Here is a 20,225-nt window from a genome sequence, read left to right as displayed (position 1 = left end):
GCGATGCCATTTTAGTCTTTATGAAGTGACCGTTCTAATTGCACGATCTGTTTCACTTGTGAAATAATTTTTTCGCGATCAGTTATTGTCGAATTAAGATGGATACCGTACAACCGCTCAGGACCAGAAGGCTTCTCATGCAATAAAAATCCATCGATGCAGAGCGGCTCGTGCCCTTCGATTAACGAGAACTCAACAACGATTTTCATTGATTTTTGAAGAGGCAGTTTTAATGCAGTAGTGATTGCCATTCCATTTGGTGAGATGTTATGAATCTTCATCAAGCCTTTTGGTGTCCGTTGCTCATTTTTCAGCAAATAAAACTCGCCCGTTACGGGTGTTTTCAATGTATAGCGAAACGGTTCATTACGTTTAATCTTCATCTAGGCACCTCCATTCCCATTATCCGACAATTCGCAAAACTCTTCTAGTCTTTTTTATCAGGCTGCAGCATCTGTTGATCGTTTCGTCGGATGGATGCGCTTTGCTAAATACATGAATGGTGTCGCGAACCAGGCGACGACGAATTTTGCGAGATATGTCGTAATGAAGATTTGCCACCAAATAGAGAATGGCATATCGTGAAAGGCGATCGCACAAAATGTCAACGTATCGAGTAGTTGGCTTAATACAGTTGATCCCGTCGTCCGTAACCAAAGTTTTCGTTCGCCTGTCTTTTGACGAATCTTCGAATAAATGAAGACATCAAACAATTGCGACACGAGATAAGCGGCAAGACTACCAACAGCAATCCATGGCAGGAGTCCGAATAGTAGATGTAAAGAATCAGATGTTTCGAGTGCTGCTTTATCGGCGAGTGGGGTATACAAGAGACTGAATTGCATGAGGACGGTCGTCGTGATCAAGGAAAAGAAACCCATATAGACACCTTTTCGAGCGACCTGTTTGCCATATTTCTCATTGAGAATATCCGTCGCTAAATAACAACTGCCATAAACGACATTTCCTAACGTGAAGACGAAACCAAAAATATCGACGGTTTGTGTGACTTGAATGTTTGCAATGATTGTTGCGATGGCAATCCACATCAACAATCCGGTCTTTCCAAATAGATAATAACTGAAAATCAATAATCCCATCGTTAATAAAATGGAAGGGATCCATAACCATTCGTTCATGAGGTAGACTCCTTTCTGTTCATACAGATGAAAATTGTACGCTGAAATCGATCGCCTGTCAAAGGTGAGTTACATATGTGACCAATATAAAAAAGACCATGAATCTCATGGTCTTTCAGATAGTGTTCAACCGAGTCGTTGTAAAGAATATCGACGTCGTCTCCCTTTGACGTAATAGTTCTCAATCGACGTAAAGTCATTTGCTTCTAAAATACGTTTCGCGTAAAAAGCGTGTGGTGATTGATCGAGAACACGCGCGCGTACTTCATGACGATCTAGTACTCCCGAATGCTTTAATGCTTCGGCAACTGCTTGAGTAGCTATACCACGTCGTGTATAAGGATCAAACACCATAAAGTCGAGTTGAAAATAGTGACCCATTTTCAAAAGTAGAACCCGCCCGACGATCGTATCTGCTTCAACGATATCAAAGTAGTAATCTTCAGGATAACTGTGCTCGACGGAATCAAAAGCTCGCTCTTCTCCAAGCTCATGGTCATACCCTTTGATTTCTTGCGGAGACAGCCCATATGCTTGCTCGCCATACTTCAAGAAATGGTCGTACTCAGCTTGATCGACATGACGTAATGCTCGACGTCTTAATTCCATCACAAAATCCTCCCTCATCCCAATTGATGCTTCGTTTACATTATAGCGATACCCTCCTTGCAATTGCAAAAATTAACTGGAACCGATCCGCAGGAAGAAATTTAAAAAAATCATTTTGTAATCATCTTGTGATTGTTTTAATTACCTCGAAATATGGTAAAGTAATGATGTAGACAACTGCATACTGGAAGGGGCTGGAAACGTGTTCACAGAACGTGACGGAATCAAATTGCGTTTAGAGCAAATCGAACGATTGTATTCGGACTTGAATCGTGAAGCGAAACAATTGACGGAACGCTTACGCCAATTAGATGAACAAGGGGATGAAGTACAACATGATCTTTCTCTTAACAAAGAAGATCGTGATCATTTGAAGTCAAGCATCGATGAGACACTTCAAGCTCTCATGAAACGGACTACGGTCGATGCAAAAGTCGAACAGGAAAAGCAAGAAGACCTGATTTCGAAAAAAGCATTGATCGAAGATATTGAAGGATTATTGAAGAAAAAGAAATGAGCTAGCTGCGGCTGGCTTATTTTTTATGGGGGAAATAAGTATGAAACCAACCATTGGACTGACGACGTGTCTTCGTCCGACTGACGTCGTGCATCATCGTGTGAAGCAGTTATTAGCGGATGAGACGATACACTTCGTCTATATCGCACGGCAAAAAAAAAGCATAGAACACCTACAACAGGAGACGAGATTGCCGGTATTAGTCGTCGATAAGAAACGACTAGATTTATACCCACTAGGCGAAACGACATCGTTCTTTTTCCATCCTTCAAGTGCGGTCTTTCGCATCAAACAAATTGATGCAGGTGGAAGAGATCCTCTCGTTGCGATGGGACGCCTATCAGAAGGGATGCATGTGTTAGATTGTACACTCGGTTTAGGTGCAGATGCGATTGTCATGAGTCATGCCATTGGAGAGCAGGGGCGGATCATCGGTCTAGAAAGCAAGACTGAGACAGCCTTTGTCGTCAAGGACGGATTAAAACGCTGGGAAGAATCTTACGAACCAATCAATCAGGCGATGCGACGAATCGAAGTAAAAGTCAGACACCATCTCGCATTTTTGAAAGAATGTCCGGATAATTGCTTTGATGTCATCTACTTTGACCCCATGTTTGAACAGACTGTTGAAGAATCGACACATCTCGACGCTTTACGAAAACTTGCGAATTATGAAGCCTTATCTGTTGAAGCGATGATTGAGGCGAAGCGTGTGGCACGTCAGCGCATCGTATTAAAAGCACATTATGAGAGCCCGCTGTTTGAGCGCTTTGGATTTGAACGATCCAAGCGTAAGACGTCGAAGTTGCATTATGGCGTGATTGAACTGTAAGTCAAAAAAGACCTCTGCCGATTTTGCGGCAGAGGTCTCACTGTTGATAGTGATTATTGAATAGCGTCTTTTAATTCGTCTTCCATCTCTTCGAACGTTTCCTGAACGGCACTGACCGGTTGTTTCGTCATCAAGCTGACGACGACCGTAAAGATCAAGCTGGTGAAGAATCCAGGTACCATTTCGTAAAGCGTCGTGCTAAGCCCGAGTTGCACCCAAATGATGACAGTCAAGGCACCTGAGATGATACCTGCTAATGCGCCTTGTTTCGTCATCCGTTTCCAGTAGAGGGAAAGCAAGATGATCGGACCAAAGGCAGAACCGAATCCAGCCCAAGCGTAACCGACAAGTGCAAGAATTGTCGCTGACGGATTCCAAGCGAGGATACTCGCAACGATAGCTACGACAAGAACAGCAATTCGACCTGTAAAGACGAGTTGTTTATCTGTTGCATTCTTTTTCAAGAACGTCTTGTAAAAGTCTTCTGTCAACGCACTTGATGTGACAAGTAATTGTGAGGAAATCGTCGACATGATTGCCGCGAGAATCGCAGCCATCAAGAACCCTGTGATATACGGGTGGAATAGTACATCCGAGAAACGGATAAAGACTGTTTCCGGATCACCTAGTCCATTCCCTTGTCCTTCGAAATAGGCAATTCCAACTAGACCTGTCATCATGGCACCAATGATAGAGATGAACATCCATCCAATACCGATGCGACGAGCACTTTTTAAGTCCTTGACAGAGCGAATCGCCATAAAACGAACAATAATATGTGGTTGACCAAAGTAACCAAGTCCCCAAGCAAGGAATCCGATGATTCCAAGAACTGTTGTCCCTTTAAATGGATCAAACAACGAAGGGTCTAATTTTTCAGCATAGTTGAATGCACCATCGACTCCGCCGACGTCGGTCAATGCAACGACAGGAACGAGCACGAGTGCAATGAACATGATACAGCCCTGGACGAAGTCGGTCCAACTAACTGCGAGAAAACCGCCGAATAAGGTGTAGGCGATTACGACCGCAATCGTCAAGAGCATACCATAGTGGTAATCAAATCCGAATGAGCTGACAAATAATTTTCCACCTGAAACGATTCCAGCTGATGTGTAGAACGTGAAGAAGATGATGATGACGAGTGCTGACACAGTACGAAGCACGCGTGATTTGTCTTCAAAACGATTCTCTAAGAAATCAGGAATTGTAATCGAGTCATTTGCCATTTCCGTATAGAGTCGGAAACGTGGAGCGAGTACTAAATAGTTTACGTAACATCCAATCAATAATCCGAGTGCGAGCCAGAGTGCTGAAACACCTGTCGCGTACATGGCGCCGGGAAGTCCCATGAGCATCCATCCACTCATATCCGATGCACCAGCAGAAAGTGCTGTAACACCAGGACCGAGATCGCGTCCGCCTAACATGTAATCCTCTGTGTTCGTCGTTCGTTTGTAGGCAAAATAACCGATTGCCAACATGAGAACAAGATACAGAATGATTGAAATCCATTCTTGCGTCATAAAGTTAAATCCTCCAAATACAATAGTTTTTTTACGATCAAGCATACATTGACCTGTTCGCCAAATGATATGTTCCCCACCTTACAGAGGATAAAACGACTTTGCAAGCCACTTCATTTTCAGGAAAAGTGCCACCATGCCTAGTGCCTCAAGAGATTGAAACGGTTTTAGTCCCTATTAAAGTTCTTCTAATCAAAATATTCCGAATAATTCACTGCATTAAAAAATGACCTTAATGATTTAAGGTCATTCGAGTCAAATTAATTGCTCCAAAATCGTTCGTACGCAGCGCTTAAGCGGTCTAGAGCTTGATCGAGCTGTGCGCGAGGGCAACCGATATTTAAGCGTTCAAACGTTTCTCCATGGGAACCGAATGAAGAACCGTGTGTCAAAGCGAGTTTTGCTTCCTTAACGAGCCAATCGGCGCGCGTTTTGCTATCGAGATTAAGTGCTTTGAAATCAATCCACAACAAGAATGTAGATTCTGGAATGATGACATTTAATTTCGGCATTTCTTGACGAATACGACGGACGGCATGGTCACGATTGTCTTCCAAATAAACAAGGAGTTGCGATAACCATTGCTCACTCGCATGATCTCCGTACGCCGCCGAAATAGCAGTTGAAGCCAATGCGTTTGGATGAACAAAATGACGTTGCTGGACACCCTCGATCCGTTGACGAATCGAAGTGTCTGGTACGACCAAATAAGACGCGTAAAGTCCAGGAATATTGAATGTTTTGGATGGTGCGCTGACCAAAATGATTTTTTCATAATCTAAGGCAAGAATTGGTGTGTGCACAGAACCCTTATAGACGAGATCCGCATGAATTTCATCGGATACAAGGTAGACATCGTGTTGTTTCGCGAGTGCTACGATGCGCTGTAATTCCTCTTTAGGAAAGACTTTTCCGCTTGGATTATGAGGACTACACAGAATCATCATCTGCGCAGTCTGCATTTGTTGTTCGAGAAGCGAGAAATCCGTCCGGTACGTCTCTTCTTCTAAAAGAAGTGGATTCTCAACGATCTGCCGTTGGTTAGACTGGATGATCTGATGAAATGGTGGATAGACAGGTGTCTGGATGATGATTGAATCACCAGGTTCAGTTAGCGCTAGGACTGTATGGGCAAGTCCTGGAACAACACCGTTCGAATAAAGAATGGAATCGGTAGTGATCGTTACGTCATATCGCTTCAGAAACCAATGTTGAATCGCTTGTTTTGCTTCCTCTTCAAACATCGAGTAACCGAAATGACCTGTAGCAGCACGTCTTGTCAACCGTTCTGTGAGATGATGCGGTGGACGGACATCCATGTCGGCGACCCACATCGGAATCAGCTCATCGGATCCATAAAGTGAATGAAGTCCGTCCCATTTGACGGATCCTGTATTTCGTTTCTCAATCGTTTCATCGAAATTAATCTGTTCCATCAGACTTCACTTCCTATTCTTTTTAGGTTAAACTGCTCCATTTCACCATAGCGGATAAAGAGAGGAAGGAGCAAGTCGGAAAATAAAAGGTTTAACATTTATTCGATCAGGCAATTATTTAACTCGAACCTACCATAACAGAACGGAGTGATGATCATGTTACATTCTAAAGTAGTTGTCGGGCGAACGCCTGAAGAATTAGAAGAAAGATTGAACGAATTTTTTGAGAACAATGGTGTTGGGTCAAACGCCATCATTACGTTGAAGTTTTCAACATTCGTCGCGTCTAAAGCGGATGAACATTATTCGGTTTTAGTCGTCTATGATAATTCATTAACAAAAACGACACTGTAAAAAAGTAACAAGGAGTTGCGTGGAAATCACGTCGACTTCTTGTCTTGTCTTTTTTTATAAGTTATACTAGAAACAGATTTTACAAGCTTCCGTAGGTTAATGGCAGACCTCAGCAATGGTAATGCTGCAGTGCGAGTTCGATTCTCGCCGGAAGCATACACGCGTCTTTCGTCTCAAGTGATATATACTTGAAACGAAAGACTTTTTTTATGATGGATTCATCTTTGATTGAGGAGTGAACTTCATGCATCCAGTCATTCATTCTGTTGGCGATAAGATCAAGCAAGAACGAAAAAAACAAGGAATGACACAGAAAGCACTTTGTGAAGGAATTTGTAGTCAGGCTGAGATCAGCAAAATCGAAAATGGTCGAAATTCTCCGACGATTGATTTACTACAGCAAATTTGTCGAAGACTGCGCATTCCGATTTCATTGTTTTTTGAAGATGAAATCGTGTCACAAAAATTAAATGAGATTGATCAAAAAATGTTACGCCATATGAGGGAGAAAAATTACTCATCTATGGACAAAGATTTAGAAGAATATGCGAAATCAAATACAGCGTTTGAAATTCAAGTGTTAATTCGTTATCATCGAAAATTACTATTATATGAAAAAGGAAACATCGATTTTAGAACATGCATTTCTGCTTTATTGAAATTAGTCAGCGAAGAAAAGTTAGAAGAAAAATCATTTCTTCTCTATACTCGAATTCAAATGGCAATCGCTGTATTGTATACGAATCATGAAGATTACCTGCATTCCCATCAAATCTACGTAGAATTACTAAAACTACATTATCAGACACGAGAATATAAAAAAATTAGAATGAAAATCATATACAACTATTTACGTAACTTATACAGATTAAAGCGATTCGAGGAAGGGTTACAAGAAGTAGAACGAGTCATAGAAGAAACTAAAGAAATAGAAGATTTGACATACCTTGGTCATTTCTATTATCAAAAGGGCTTTTTTTTAGAATCATTAAACGCTCCTGAGAAAAGTGTTAAAGAAGCTTACACGATTGCTTACTCATTTTTTACTGCGACAAACAATCACGCATACCGAAAAATTCTTGAAACACATTTATCAGATTTATTACTATTCCCTATCGACAGAAGTGAAGGGAAATGATGAATTTGGAAAATTTAACTTCGTCAATTGGTAAAAAGATTAAACAATTGCGTATTGAAAAGCGTATGACTCAAAATGAATTATGTGAAGATATTTGTAGCCAAGCTGAAATCAGTAAAATCGAGAATGGCTTAAATTCACCAACCGTAGAATTATTACAAAAAATTGCCTCTCGTTTAAATAGTCCAATTGCACTTTTATTTGAGGATCCTCAAGCTAATGAAGAGATAGAGTTTTTTGATAAATTTGTTTCGGATCAACTTCGAGAAGAGAATTTTGATCAAATCATACAATTCATTTCAAACTATGATTATAACGAGAATATGAATTTAATCATATTAAGTACTTACTTTCAAATCATCGTGGATCTGAAACAAGATCAATATGATTTTAGAACGGCGACTTCCTTATTAAGTAATCTAATACGCGAATATGATGTTTGGAATGAATCTATTTCTTTATTTGTTCGGATTAAAACAGCAATTGCCAATCTATATGCTGAACATGAGTTGTATCATTTAACTACAAGTGCATATCTCGACATTGAAGCGTCTTTAGAAAAAATCGGAAGTTCATTATATGTCACTTCATTGATAAAAATTTATTTTAATCATGCTCAAATTCTTTTATATCAAGACATGTTTGAAGAAGCGAACGTGTTTATTCAAAAAGGGATTAATTTATGCTTAGATTCACAACAAACCTTTCTTTTAGGTCATTTTTATTTTCAATTAGGTAATTATCAAGAATCCGTCAACAACGGCTTATTTCAAAAAACATATACATTAGCCTATACATTGCTTCACGCATTTGAATTTCAAACGACGAAACAATAGTCGTTGACTTGAAGAAAGAATATTTATTGTTTACTTTCGAATCTACCGCTAAACACGAATCATGATTTAAGATACGATGTGACGTTTTAAAGTATTTGGAGGATTTGATAAGATGGTTAAAGCTAATCCAATTGGAGAAAACTTAAAACGATTTCGTGTTCAAAAGGGGTATTCTCAAAATGAACTGTGCGCTAATTTATGCAGTCAGGCTGAAATTAGTAAAATTGAAAATGGCTTAAATTCTCCGACTGTTGAGTTAATACAACAACTGGCTGTAAGGTTGCAAGTTCCCATCTCGTTGTTATTTCAAGAACATACAGATGAAGAAAAGTTCTTTCAGCTGGATCGATTCTTATCCGACTTGCTTCGAGAGGAAAAGTACCAAGAGGCAATGGAACGAATCAACCAGCAGGAAGTGGATGCAATCGTCGAAGTAGATATTTTAAAAATTTACATCAAGACGATCATTGATTTAAAACAAAATCGGATTGATTTTCGGACAGCTGCGAGCCTACTCAGCAACTTGTTGAATGAAAAAGAAGTGTGGTCGCATTCCATTCAATTGTTCATTCGAATCAAAATGGCGATTGCAAATATGTATTCAGAAAAGGATCTATTTCATTTAACGGAATCCGTATATCAGGAATTGGAAAATGAAATTGAAATCCTTCAGTCGAATAATCATCTGAATGCGCTATTAAAAATTTATTTTAATCATTGTCAGATTCTTGAATACCAAGGGAAGTCTGAGGACAGTATCGCCATCGCTAAGAAAGGATATGAACTATGTTTGCTGCATAATCATACATTTTTATTTGGACATTTTTATTATCAGCTCGCGCACTATCACGAACAGTCAGGTGAAGATGAGATGTCACTTCAAAAACAGTATTCCGTCGCCTATACATTGTTTCACGCGTTTGAGCACGACGTTCGAAAACAGATGATTCTACGTATGAAGGAGCAATATATATTATTTGAGTTTTAATTTTTTATAACAACTTTCACTGCAAAAAAAATACCTTGCCGGTCTAAAAATCACCGAACAAGGTATTCAGGAGAGTCTTCAGTTGGAAGACGGTCATTTCTTAGGTCACTTTTACTTTCAAAGGGGATACTTTAAGCAGCAATTAAATGGTGATCTCTCAGATATCCAGCGTGATTTTACGATGGCCTATTCCTTATTTTGTGCATTTGATATGCCGATTCATGAAAAACGTCTTCTGGAAGAATATGCAGAGTATGTTCTATTCCCAATTTAAAACGAACGACCGAATTGTCGGCACTCTTGAAGCGCTTGTTCGATCAATTCAGATGCACGATCTGGGTATTGCTGATGTCCTTCTAAAATGACAGTTGATACATCATTGATCCCAAAGAATGCTAACAAGTCTAACATATAGCGAACCGCGTGTTCACTTGGGGCTTTCTCTTTTGTCGAGTAATCACCACCGCGTGAATGAATCAACAGCACTTGTTTGTCTTCAACAAGTCCGATCGAACCTTCGGCTGTATAACGAAACGTTTGACCAGCCTGGGCGAGATAATCCATGTAATTGTGAAGCGGTGCCGGAACCGTTAAGTTCCACATCGGAAATGAAAAGACAACTTTATCGGCATCTAAGAATCCGTTTAAATATTCTTGAAGCCGTTGTGCATGAGTCGCATCATCTCCAGTTAATTCTTCCCCTTTAAATAGCCGCCCTGCCGCGTTCGCAAGTTTTAGATCAAAGAAGGGAAGACGTTCCTCGAATAAATTCAAAACCGTAATTTTGTCCTCAGGATGATTTTCACGATAAGCATTCAGAAAGGCATCGTTTAATTCAGAACTAATGCCTTTTTTTTGATGCGTGCTATCGTTTGCTTCGATGAATAGTAAATGAGACATAGTGATCGCTCCTTTCTATACCTATCTATTCCCATTTTGCTTAAAATCATGACTTCCCATTATTTTATTATTTTTAGAAAATTCAAGTTTTATTTTGGTTCTGATAAGGAAAATAAACGACAGGAACTTGAAAGAGGGGATGGCGGTGAACACACAACGACGTTCTTCCAATAGTCAGCAATATCATCGAGAAATTCGGGCAAATTATCAATTGTTCGGGATGATCATTTTTATTTTGACGAGTTGTGGTGCCGTTTTATATATCGTTGCCAATACATTTAGTAGTTATGGTTTGAAAGGGGAGGATTGGATACGTGCACTTGTCATTGCGAGTGCTGGGAGTGTTCAATACTTCATCGGTAAAAGTACATTGTCAGACCGACTAAAGCCACATATGATGTCTAGCGTTTTTTTATTGATTCCATATATTTATCATCCATTCATCGGTAGGGGAGTCCAGACAGTTTGGGCATGTGCCCTTCTATTCATATTAGCTTCCTTAGTCGTCATCAACCGAACGATGCTACTGTACGCAACAAGCATCACGACGGTTTCTCTTCTTTATATTTGGTATCAAACTCCATCACTTGAAAACACTTCGATGTTTGTATCCGATCACATCGCGCGTATTGGACTTATCTTGATTGCGACGATCATTAGTTTACTGATCCATAATCAATATGTTACCCGTCTTGAACGAAATATTGAATACTTAGCCCGTTTACAGGAACAAGCATTTACGGATCCCGTGACAGGTTTACCAAACCGCTCTTCGTTTGTCATTGAAGTAGATAAGAAAAAACAAGATGGCGATATGATTTGTCTCGTGGATTTGGATGATTTCAAAACAGTAAATGATGCATTCGGTTACCGAACTGGTGACCGTTCATTACACATCATTGGTCGACGATTGATGAATCGTTTTTCAGATTGTACGATTGCGAAAGCGAGCGGTAGTGCTTTTTTACTGCATGCGCCTTATCATCATGATGCACGAGTCCTCTGTGACGATATTTTATCAAGTGTATCAGAACGTGTACAAATTGACTTTAAGCAAATCAATGTTACTGCGAGTATTGGTGTTTCCTATATTAATGATGAATCGACGGACCATGTCATCAATGACGCGGAGATTGCATTATTTACAGCCAAAGCAAATCGAAAGAACACGTATGCGATCACAGACTTAGCAACACAAAATGAACGGAAGCGAGCACTCCAGTTAACGCGCGATTTATATGATGCAGAATTGGATCGAGACTTCTTTATTTTATTTCAACCTCAAGTCAATGCGAGAACGCGTCAAATTACAGGTGTAGAGGCTTTAATTCGTTGGAATCATCCGGAATACGGTCTTGTTCCACCAGTTGAGTTCATTCCACTCGCGGAAAGAACACGATTTATTGAGACATTAGGGCGATGGGTCATGCGTCAAGCCTGTCTTCAAGGAAAAGCTTGGTTGGAGGAAGGGAAGGAACCTCTGACGATTTCGGTTAATGTTTCACCGTGGGAATTACGACAAGCTGATTTTACGAATCGAGTGCTCACTATATTAAAGCAAACAGGTTTTCCTCCATCACTACTTGAAATCGAGATGACAGAACATATCTTTATCGAAGGAACCGAGCAAATTATCGAAACATTAAACGCACTCCATTTGTATGGCATTCGAATCGCTCTTGATGATTTTGGAACTGGATTCTCATCCATGCAACCACTCGTGGAACTACCGTTCGATCAATTGAAAATTCCAAAAGAAATCGTTCAAGAAGCGATTCATTCTGAAAGGAAACGAGCAATGATCGAGACGATCATTCAATTAGGAAAACGATTAAATATGACAATCGTAGCAGAAGGAATCGAACTTGAAGAAGAGGCAACATTGCTCGAACAGATGGGGTGTCATACGTTGCAAGGATATCTATTCTATCGACCGCTACAGCCGCAACAATTAGAACATTTTTTAGCCATGTATCGAGAAGGCTAAACAGATATCAAACAATTGAAAATACAAACAGGCGAAGGATCATGTCCATCGCCTGTTTGTATTACCATATACGAGATAATAAATCAGAGATACCGGGCAAAACGACGCTCGAGAATCTCTTGGATGACTGCGATACATGAACATATACCCCAGTAAATGAACGCAACGACAAAATAGACGGTCATATAGTCGAATTCACGCCCACCAACGATTTTTGCCTTTTGAAAAATTTCAGGGACAGTAATCATGGCAGCAAGCGACGAAGCTTTGACAAGATCTAGCAAGACGTTCGAAAGCGGTGGGATGGCAATTCGAATCGCTTGCGGCAAAATGATGCCAACAAACGTCCGATACCTAGATAAACCGAGGGACGCCGCTGCCTCTTCCTGCCCACGATCAATCGAGAGTAAGGAAGAACGAATGATTTCTGCCATGTATGCCGCACTATTTAAACTAAAACCAGTAATCGCAGCAGTCAACGCGTTCAGTTGAATATTGATGACTGGCAGCCCGAAATACAACATGAACAATAGCACAAGGATGGGTACACCACGCATAAATGAGATGTAGGCGCTCGCTCCAATACGCAATACTCGAAAATGAGAGAGACGACAAAGCGCAAGAATTAACCCAATTCCAAGACCAATCGCCATGCTGAGCAAAGAAATCCATAATGTTTGTCCAAGTCCACTTAAAATATATGGAAACGAATCAACCGCCAATTCAGGATTGAAGACGGACCGCCAATCAATCGATGACATCATTAGTTCACATCGACAATCGTCGTTTTGACGTCAGGCATTTGGGAAACATTCTTTCCGGCATAAAATTGCTTCGAAATGTCTTTTAATGTACCGTCTTCCTTCATTTTATCGAGTTGTTCGTTAATGTTGGATTGAAGTTCTTTATTGTCTAAATCCATGATTAAACCGACTTGGCTCGGGTTATAGGCGATGTCCGGATGAATCGTGATATCGAAGTCTTTGAAGAAATCGACAGCCAGTGTTTGCAAGTAATAATCATTCAAGATGACGTCTGTGCGACCATTTGAGACATCTCGTAGATATTGATCGTTCGTCGCATTATCGTAAGTGACTTCTTTTGCACCGTATTTTTTAGCAATCTGCATATATGTCGTTGTTGCTTCTCCGGCAGCTTTTTTTCCTTTTAGATCTTCTAGAGACTTGATGCCTGACAAATCACTTTTACGGACGATTGCCGTACCATACGTATATTTATATGGTTTTGAGAAAGCGAATTTTTCTTTACGGTCATCGGTGATCGTAATGTCGTTAGCCGCAAGGTCAACCTGACCTGTATTAACGCTTGTCAACATACCGTCGAAAGACATCTCTTTGAACTTTACTTTCAAATCAAGCCGTTTGGCTACTTCTTTGACGACTTCAACGTCAAACCCCGTCAATTTATTACTTTTTTCATCATGATAGGACGTCGGGTAAAGTGTACCTGCTGTTGCGACGACGATTGTGCCTTCTTTTTGGATTTTATCGTATGCGGTTGCTTTCTCGTCTTGTTGACCGCATGCGCTTAATAGAATCGAGCTTCCTGCAATCAAGAGTCCCGTCCATTGCATTGTTTTTTTCATCGTATTATTCCTCTCTTTATTTCCGTAATCAGTAACGCTGTTCCTACTTAAAAATACCACGGAATCACATGTTCGGGCAAAGCAATACGCGCATAAAGTGTTGGATTTAATTAAAAAAAATATTGAATGAATATCCAAGTATATGTAAGCGTTATCAATGTTGATATATGGTAATTCTACCTCCTGAGGGTGGACGAGATGGTGATTATGCATAGTAGCGAATAAACATAAAAGGGTGTAAAGTGTAACTTAACTGAATATACAGAAAATTAAGAAGGCAAGGAGAGTGCTACTATGACATTTCATAAATACCCTGAACAGCAGGGCTTATACGACCCTCGTATGGAACATGATGCGTGTGGGATCGGGGTTTACGCACATCAAACAGGACGAGCGAGTCATGAAATCGTTGAACATGCATTGGCCATGCTTTGTCAAATGGAACACCGTGGTGGACAAGGGAGTGATGCGAAGACTGGAGACGGGGCGGGTATTTTAACGCAATTACCAGATCGGTTGTTTCGTGAAACGGTTCGGCACATTTCCTTCCCTAAAAAAGGGGATTATGGCGTTTTCATGATGTTCTTGCCACGTGAGGAACGGGAACGGATGCGACTCGAACGAACGTTAGAGTCAATCATTTTGACAGAAGGACAAGACGTATTAGGGTGGCGGACCGTACCTGTTCGGTCCGAAGTGCTTGGATCAGGTGCACGTCGTACGGAGCCAGTCATTCGTCAATGCTTCATTGGTGCACAGGCGATGGAAGGATTGACATTTGAACGAACACTTTTTTTGATTCGACGAGCGTTTGAACGTGAATCGGAGCAACTCGGTCTCGAGCAATACGTCTTGAGTAGCTCGAGTGAAACAATCGTGTATAAAGGACTCGTGACGACGGATCAACTACGTGCGTACTTTGATGATTTACGAGACGAACGCTATCAGTCAGGCTTTGGTATTGTACATTCACGTTTTAGTACGAACACGTTCCCAAGTTGGAAACGTGCCCATCCAAACCGTTATTTGATTCACAATGGCGAAATCAATACGTTGCAAGGAAACATTCGGGCAATGCGCGGTCGAGAACGTCGACTTGCTGAGACGACGTACGGTAATCGGGCAGAGGAAGTGTTGCCGATATTGGATGAGACAGGTAGCGACTCATCAATGCTTGATAATGCGTTTGAGTTTCTTCATCTGTCAGGTCTTTCTCTCGCTGAGACAGCACTGATGCTCGTGCCGGAACCATTCGAACATGCCGAAATCAGACCGGCGAAGCGCGCGTACTATGAGTATCACAGTAGCATGATGGAACCGTGGGATGGTCCGTCTGCCATCGTCTTCACGAACGGAAAACAGATTGGTGCGACGCTTGACCGAAACGGTTTACGCCCGGCGCGATATGTATTGTTACGCGATGGTCACTTCATGTTGTCGTCAGAAGCAGGAGTACTCCCTCTTCGTGAACAAGACATTTTGTACAAAAAACGATTAGCACCGGGTGAACTCCTTTTACTCGATTTTGCGTCCGGTCAGTTAATCGCAGATGAAGAGATCAAGCGGGAGCTAGCGACACGTCACCCTTACGCGGAGTGGCTCGCTCAAGAAGTCGTTTCCCTCTCAAGTAACGACTTCAAGGAAACACTCATTGAACTTGGAACGAAACAGCGGCATTTTGGATACACGCGTGAAGATATCGATCAATACTTGATTCCACTCGTCGAAGAACAAAAGGATCCGTTAGGCGCGATGGGAACGGACATACCGCTAGCGGTCTTAAGTGAACGTCCTCAATCCTTGTTCCGTTATTTCAAACAGCTATTCGCACAAGTCACGAATCCACCGATCGATGCGTTACGCGAAGAGATCGTCACCTCGACGCTAACATGGCTTGGTCGACAAGGGGAGCTGCTGACGCCGAACCGTGCGAACTGTCGTCGTGTTCGCTTAGAGACGCCGATCCTGCGACCAGACGAAGCCCATGTGCTTAAACAATGTGGACTTAAGCAGAAAACGATCTCAACGACGTTCACCGACTCGCTTGAAGAAGCGCTTGACATGATCGTTGATGAGGCTGTGACCGCTGCACAAAACGGGTATGAATTATTGACGTTATCGGATCGTCTCGTTCGCCCTGGAACATTACCGATGCCAATCCTCTTAGTAACGAGTGCGATTCATCATGCGCTGATCCGTAAGGGATTACGTACAAATCTCAGCTTGATCGTTGAAGGTGGAGAAATTCGTGAAGTCCATCATGTCGCCACGTTGATCGGGTATGGTGCGGATGCGATTTATCCGTACCTGGCATATGCGACGCTTGAAGAAGCAGTAGGGGATCGTTTTACGGATGTAGCCAAACGTTATCAAAAAGCAGTCACGGAAGGCGTCGTCAAAGTCATGTCGAAGATGGGCATTTCGACGATCTTCAGTTATCGGGGTGCTCAAATCTTTGAAGCAGTCGGAATCGATCGCTCTGTCATCGAACAGCATTTCACTGGCACGGTCTCTCAATTGAGTGGGATGACGCTTGAGCTGATGGAAGAAGAAGTCCGACGAGCACAACAGGTTGCAGATGAACGGATTCATTTAGAGTCCGGCAGTGTCTTCCGGTACCGTCAAGCAGGAGAACATCATGCGTTTAATCCAGCGACGATTCATTTGTTGCAACACGCATGCCGTACGAATGATTACCGGCTCTATCAAAAGTACGCACAACGCATTCAGGAGGAACCAGCAACGGTGCTACGACATCTGTTGACATTCAAGGAGACGACGGCAATCCCGATCGAAGAAGTCGAGCCCATTAGCGAAATCGTCAAATACTTCAAGACGGGGGCGATGTCATACGGCTCGTTATCAAAAGAAGCGCACGAGACGCTTGCGATTGCGATGAACCGCTTAGGTGGTAAAAGTAACAGTGGTGAAGGTGGGGAGGAAGAAGAACGATACGAACACGATGAAAATGGCGATTTCCGGATGAGCCGAATCAAACAAATCGCCTCTGGTCGTTTTGGAGTGACGAGTCATTATCTGGTACATGCCGACGAATTACAAATCAAGGTGGCACAAGGTGCGAAGCCCGGTGAAGGCGGTCAATTACCCGGTGAAAAAGTCTATCCGTGGATCGCACGGGTGCGTGCATCGACACCGGGTGTTGGATTGATCTCACCACCTCCACACCATGATATCTATTCAATTGAAGATTTAGCCCAGTTGATTCATGACTTAAAACGTGCCAACGATCAAGCCCGGATTAGCGTCAAACTCGTCGCCAAAGGAGGCGTTGGAACGATTGCTGCTGGCGTTGCGAAGGGGTTAGCAGATGTTATCGTCATCAGTGGTCATGACGGCGGAACGGGCGCCTCACCTAAGACGAGTATTCAACATGCCGGACTGCCATGGGAACTTGGTCTTGCTGAAACACATCAAACGTTGACATTAAACGGGTTACGCGAGCGTGTCGTTCTCGAGACGGACGGAAAGCTATTGACCGGTCGTGATGTCATCCTCGCAGCAATGCTCGGAGCGAATGAATATGGGTTTGCGACAGCACCACTTATCGCTGTCGGCTGTATCATGATGCGTGCTTGTCATCTCGATACGTGTCCTGTTGGTGTCGCGACACAGGATCCAGAGCTCCGCAAGAAATTTACCGGATCTGCCGATGACGTCGTCCATTTCATGACATTTATCGCTGAGGAAGTACGAGAACATTTAGCAAAGCTCGGTGTGAGACGGTTGCAAGATCTCGTAGGGCGTACGGATTTACTCGAACCATCGGAACGACAACGAACGCATTGGAAGGCGAAAAGTCTTGATTTCTCTCGTCTCCTCGTTCATGTGTCACACGGTCCGGCTGAACAACAACAGCATCACGTTGAGCGTTCCTTTGACGCCCGTGAAGTCGCACCGTATTTAGAGTCGGCAGATTTCAGTCAGCCACAGACACTACGTTTAACGATTCAAAATACAGACCGTGCGATTGGCACGCAGACCGGTGCAATGCTGACCAGACGATTTGGGGCACTTGGTCTTCCGACGGATCGATTGAAACTTGAACTGCAGGGATCTGCCGGGCAAAGTTTAGGTGCGTATCTCCCACGTGGGATGACGCTTGATGTCACGGGAGAAGCGAATGATTATGTAGGGAAAGGGTTGTCCGGCGGTATCATTGCCGTTCATCCTCCACGTTCGATTTCGTTCGTCTCGTCCGATCAGTCGATCATCGGTAACGTCGCACTTTACGGGGCGACGAGTGGAGAACTCTATGTGAACGGTCAGGCAGGTGAGCGATTTGCGGTTCGAAACAGTGGAGCCGTTGCCGTCGTCGAAGGAATCGGCAACCATGGACTCGAGTATATGACCGGTGGATCTGTCGTTGTCCTTGGCGATATCGGAAAAAACTTTGCAGCCGGTATGTCAGGCGGTGTCGCTTATGTCTTACCGCGTAATCCCGAACAATTTTTACAACGTGTCAACCGCGAACTCGTCTCGACCGGACCCGTCACGCATGCCGAAGAGATCACGCGACTGAAGACGTTCATCGAGCGGCACGTCGAACGGACCGGAAGTGAGCAGGGCGATGCGATTCTAGCGAACTGGGATCATGTCATCCATTCATTCATCCGCGTCATTCCATCGACGTACGAGAAAGTGACAACATTGATGGCTGATTTCGCAAAACAAGGACATAACACTGAAGAAGCGATGTTACTCGCATTCGAGACACATCTTGGTCGAAGAACAGGAGGAGTACGATGAAACGACGCGATCAATTCATGACAGTTGCTCGTTCAAGCGGAGCGGAACGACACCCAATCGAACGGGTGGGGGATTTTAGTGAATACAAGACGGCTTTGACGGAAGCGGAAGCGAGTCAACAAGCAAGTCGATGTATGGATTGTGGCACCCCGTTTTGCCATGTAGGGGAAGTATTTGATCAAGTGAAGATCGGTTGTCCAGTCTATAACTTAATTCCAGAATGGAATTTACTTGTAGAAGAAGGTCGTTTTCAAGAGGCCCTCGATCGACTGCTTGAGACGAACAATTTTCCTGAATTCACGGGTCGCGTCTGCCCAGCGCCGTGCGAAGGATCGTGTACGTTATCAATTCATGAACCTGCAGTTGCAATCAAGGATATTGAACGATCGATCATTGATATCGGGTTTGAAAAAGGATGGGTCGTGCCTCGAATTCCAATGATACGTTCGTCGCATTCTATTGCCATCGTCGGATCTGGTCCTGCCGGTCTTGCAGCTGCTGATCAGCTGAATCAAGCAGGGCACCAGGTCACCGTCTTTGAACGAGAGGACCGCGTCGGCGGGCTTTTGACATACGGTATACCAGCGATGAAACTCGATAAAGAGGTCGTACAGCGTCGTGTTGATTTGCTTGAAGCAGAAGGAATCCACTTTCGGACGAATGTTACGATCGGCGCAGATATCACGCTCGAGACACTTGAAGCAGAGTATGATGCTGTAATCTTGTGTGTCGGTGCGACGGAACCACGAAAATTGACAGAAGCACCAACGCAAGGAGTCGGTTATGCGATGGATTATCTGACTGGAGTGACACGCCACGTGCTCTCGAAAGAACCGTTGTCTCCTGATCACGATGCGAGAGATAAGGATATTCTTGTCATTGGTGGCGGCGATACAGGAGCGGACTGTGTAGCGACGGCGCTCCGTCAACGCTGCCGCTCCGTCGTCCAATTCGGCAAGCATGAACAACCAGGTACGACACGTGCAACAGGAAACATGTGGCCGGATACACCTTTGCTTTATTCGATCGATTATGGATATGCGGAAGCATTCCAACAATTCGGTCGAGATCCCCGTGAATACTTGATCGCCATCAAGCGATTCACGACAAGTGAATCGGGTCAAGTCACCGGTGTCTGGACGATTCAGACGACGAAAACAAAAAATGAATCGGGTGCGGTGATCTTTGAGGAAATCGAAGGGAGCGATCGTTACTTCCCGGTCGATCAAGTCTGGATCGCTATCGGATTCAGCGGTGTGGAAGAGCGTATACTCGAGCATTTAGCGGTTGCATCGGAACGCGGAAAAATCAAGACGATTCGTTATGTGACGAACCGTTCAGGTGTATTTGCCGCAGGTGACGCACGACGTGGTCAATCGCTCATTGTCTGGGCAATTCGAGAAGGTCGTGAAGTGGCGGAAGCCGTCGGTCAATATTTAAGAACAATGCAACAAACTGGCTAAATCACGCAGTCTGGATTTTCTGGCATCTTCAGAAATCCAGGCTTTTTTGTGTTTGGCAAGGAAATCTGCCAGTTCAAAAATAACTATTGATTTTGTTTCAAGGTAAAACCCCGAAACTATTTCTGAT

The 20,225-nt window shown here is 43.1% G+C and carries 18 protein-coding genes and 1 tRNA gene; 11 read left to right on the top strand and 8 right to left on the bottom strand.

The genetic code is table 11. From position 1 onward, the window contains the following. Positions 1-11: 11 nt before the first annotated feature. The 3 genes from VJ374_RS09580 to VJ374_RS09570 form a co-directional block, all read right to left on the bottom strand. The gene (locus tag VJ374_RS09580; protein WP_308101709.1) at positions 12-383 is read right to left on the bottom strand and encodes a PilZ domain-containing protein; all 372 of its coding nucleotides are present in this window, start codon (positions 381-383) and stop codon (positions 12-14) included. A gap of 57 nt (positions 384-440) precedes the next feature. Continuing rightward, positions 441-1,139 (bottom strand): queuosine precursor transporter, encoded by a 699-nt coding sequence (locus VJ374_RS09575; protein ID WP_035407338.1) that lies wholly within the window; start codon positions 1,137-1,139, stop codon positions 441-443. Between the two features lie 126 nt (positions 1,140-1,265). Further along, a complete protein-coding gene (locus VJ374_RS09570; protein WP_035407341.1) occupies positions 1,266-1,748 on the bottom strand; it encodes a GNAT family N-acetyltransferase in 483 nt (160 codons plus the stop codon). Between the two features lie 202 nt (positions 1,749-1,950). Here VJ374_RS09570 and VJ374_RS09565 point away from each other — a divergent pair, with 202 nt between their 5' ends. Together VJ374_RS09565 and VJ374_RS09560 are read left to right on the top strand one after the other, a co-directional pair. Next, positions 1,951-2,265 (top strand): hypothetical protein, encoded by a 315-nt coding sequence (locus tag VJ374_RS09565; RefSeq protein WP_023468579.1) that lies wholly within the window; start codon positions 1,951-1,953, stop codon positions 2,263-2,265. Positions 2,266-2,305: 40 nt separating this feature from the next. Next, positions 2,306-3,097, top strand: coding sequence for a class I SAM-dependent methyltransferase (locus VJ374_RS09560; protein ID WP_052018997.1), 792 nt, complete (start codon positions 2,306-2,308; stop codon positions 3,095-3,097). Positions 3,098-3,150: 53 nt separating this feature from the next. Here the strand turns inward: VJ374_RS09560 and putP are convergent, their stop codons facing one another. Together putP and VJ374_RS09550 are read right to left on the bottom strand one after the other, a co-directional pair. After that, a complete protein-coding gene (putP, locus tag VJ374_RS09555; RefSeq protein WP_056062107.1) occupies positions 3,151-4,623 on the bottom strand; it encodes a sodium/proline symporter PutP in 1,473 nt (490 codons plus the stop codon). Positions 4,624-4,883: 260 nt separating this feature from the next. Next, entirely contained in the window at positions 4,884-6,059 is a 1,176-nt protein-coding gene (locus tag VJ374_RS09550; protein WP_329468709.1) for a MalY/PatB family protein, read from the bottom strand. Between the two features lie 156 nt (positions 6,060-6,215). Between VJ374_RS09550 and VJ374_RS09545 the strand changes: the two genes are divergently transcribed. The 6 genes from VJ374_RS09545 to VJ374_RS09520 all read left to right on the top strand — a co-directional run bounded on the left by VJ374_RS09545 (position 6,216) and on the right by VJ374_RS09520 (position 9,649). Continuing rightward, a complete protein-coding gene (locus tag VJ374_RS09545) occupies positions 6,216-6,413 on the top strand; it encodes a hypothetical protein (RefSeq protein WP_035407347.1) in 198 nt (65 codons plus the stop codon). Positions 6,414-6,498: 85 nt separating this feature from the next. Then, a tRNA-Thr gene (locus VJ374_RS09540) sits at positions 6,499-6,569 on the top strand. Positions 6,570-6,657: 88 nt separating this feature from the next. Beyond that, on the top strand, positions 6,658-7,551 hold the full coding sequence (locus tag VJ374_RS09535; RefSeq protein WP_290786579.1) for a helix-turn-helix domain-containing protein: 894 nt from the start codon (positions 6,658-6,660) through the stop codon (positions 7,549-7,551). Next, positions 7,551-8,387, top strand: coding sequence for a helix-turn-helix domain-containing protein (locus tag VJ374_RS09530; protein ID WP_329468706.1), 837 nt, complete (start codon positions 7,551-7,553; stop codon positions 8,385-8,387). Before VJ374_RS09535 ends, VJ374_RS09530 begins: the two co-directional genes overlap by 1 nt. Before the next feature lie 112 nt (positions 8,388-8,499). After that, a complete protein-coding gene (locus tag VJ374_RS09525; RefSeq protein WP_290786583.1) occupies positions 8,500-9,375 on the top strand; it encodes a helix-turn-helix domain-containing protein in 876 nt (291 codons plus the stop codon). Positions 9,376-9,394: 19 nt separating this feature from the next. After that, positions 9,395-9,649 carry a hypothetical protein gene (locus VJ374_RS09520; RefSeq protein WP_329471043.1) on the top strand — a complete coding sequence of 85 codons (255 nt, stop codon included), beginning with the start codon at positions 9,395-9,397 and terminating at the stop codon, positions 9,647-9,649. Here VJ374_RS09520 and VJ374_RS09515 read toward each other — a convergent pair. Beyond that, positions 9,646-10,275 carry an FMN-dependent NADH-azoreductase gene (locus VJ374_RS09515; protein ID WP_056062089.1) on the bottom strand — a complete coding sequence of 210 codons (630 nt, stop codon included), beginning with the start codon at positions 10,273-10,275 and terminating at the stop codon, positions 9,646-9,648. The genes VJ374_RS09520 and VJ374_RS09515 overlap by 4 nt on opposite strands. 145 nt (positions 10,276-10,420) lie before the next feature. Here VJ374_RS09515 and VJ374_RS09510 point away from each other — a divergent pair, with 145 nt between their 5' ends. Beyond that, on the top strand, positions 10,421-12,262 hold the full coding sequence (locus VJ374_RS09510; protein WP_290786586.1) for a putative bifunctional diguanylate cyclase/phosphodiesterase: 1,842 nt from the start codon (positions 10,421-10,423) through the stop codon (positions 12,260-12,262). An 83-nt stretch (positions 12,263-12,345) separates the two neighbouring features. Here the strand turns inward: VJ374_RS09510 and VJ374_RS09505 are convergent, their stop codons facing one another. Next, complete coding sequence (locus tag VJ374_RS09505; protein WP_035407367.1) at positions 12,346-13,026, bottom strand: amino acid ABC transporter permease; 681 nt, start codon at positions 13,024-13,026, stop codon at positions 12,346-12,348. Further along, complete coding sequence (locus VJ374_RS09500) at positions 13,026-13,868, bottom strand: transporter substrate-binding domain-containing protein (protein ID WP_035407369.1); 843 nt, start codon at positions 13,866-13,868, stop codon at positions 13,026-13,028. Before VJ374_RS09500 ends, VJ374_RS09505 begins: the two co-directional genes overlap by 1 nt. A gap of 294 nt (positions 13,869-14,162) precedes the next feature. On the opposite strand from VJ374_RS09500, the gene gltB reads away from it, so the two are divergent. Both gltB and VJ374_RS09490 read left to right on the top strand, forming a co-directional pair. Continuing rightward, positions 14,163-18,635: a glutamate synthase large subunit gene (gene gltB / locus VJ374_RS09495; protein WP_329468698.1), complete on the top strand. Its 4,473-nt coding sequence runs from the start codon at positions 14,163-14,165 to the stop codon at positions 18,633-18,635. Further along, positions 18,632-20,098 (top strand): glutamate synthase subunit beta, encoded by a 1,467-nt coding sequence (locus VJ374_RS09490; RefSeq protein ID WP_329468696.1) that lies wholly within the window; start codon positions 18,632-18,634, stop codon positions 20,096-20,098. Before gltB ends, VJ374_RS09490 begins: the two co-directional genes overlap by 4 nt. Positions 20,099-20,225 lie beyond the last annotated feature (127 nt).

It is taken from the genome of Exiguobacterium sp. 9-2 (genome assembly GCF_036287235.1).
Lineage (GTDB): Bacteria > Bacillota > Bacilli > Exiguobacteriales > Exiguobacteriaceae > Exiguobacterium_A.
Note: the sequence above shows the minus strand (reverse complement) of the source record. Positions and strands in the feature narration are given on the sequence as shown.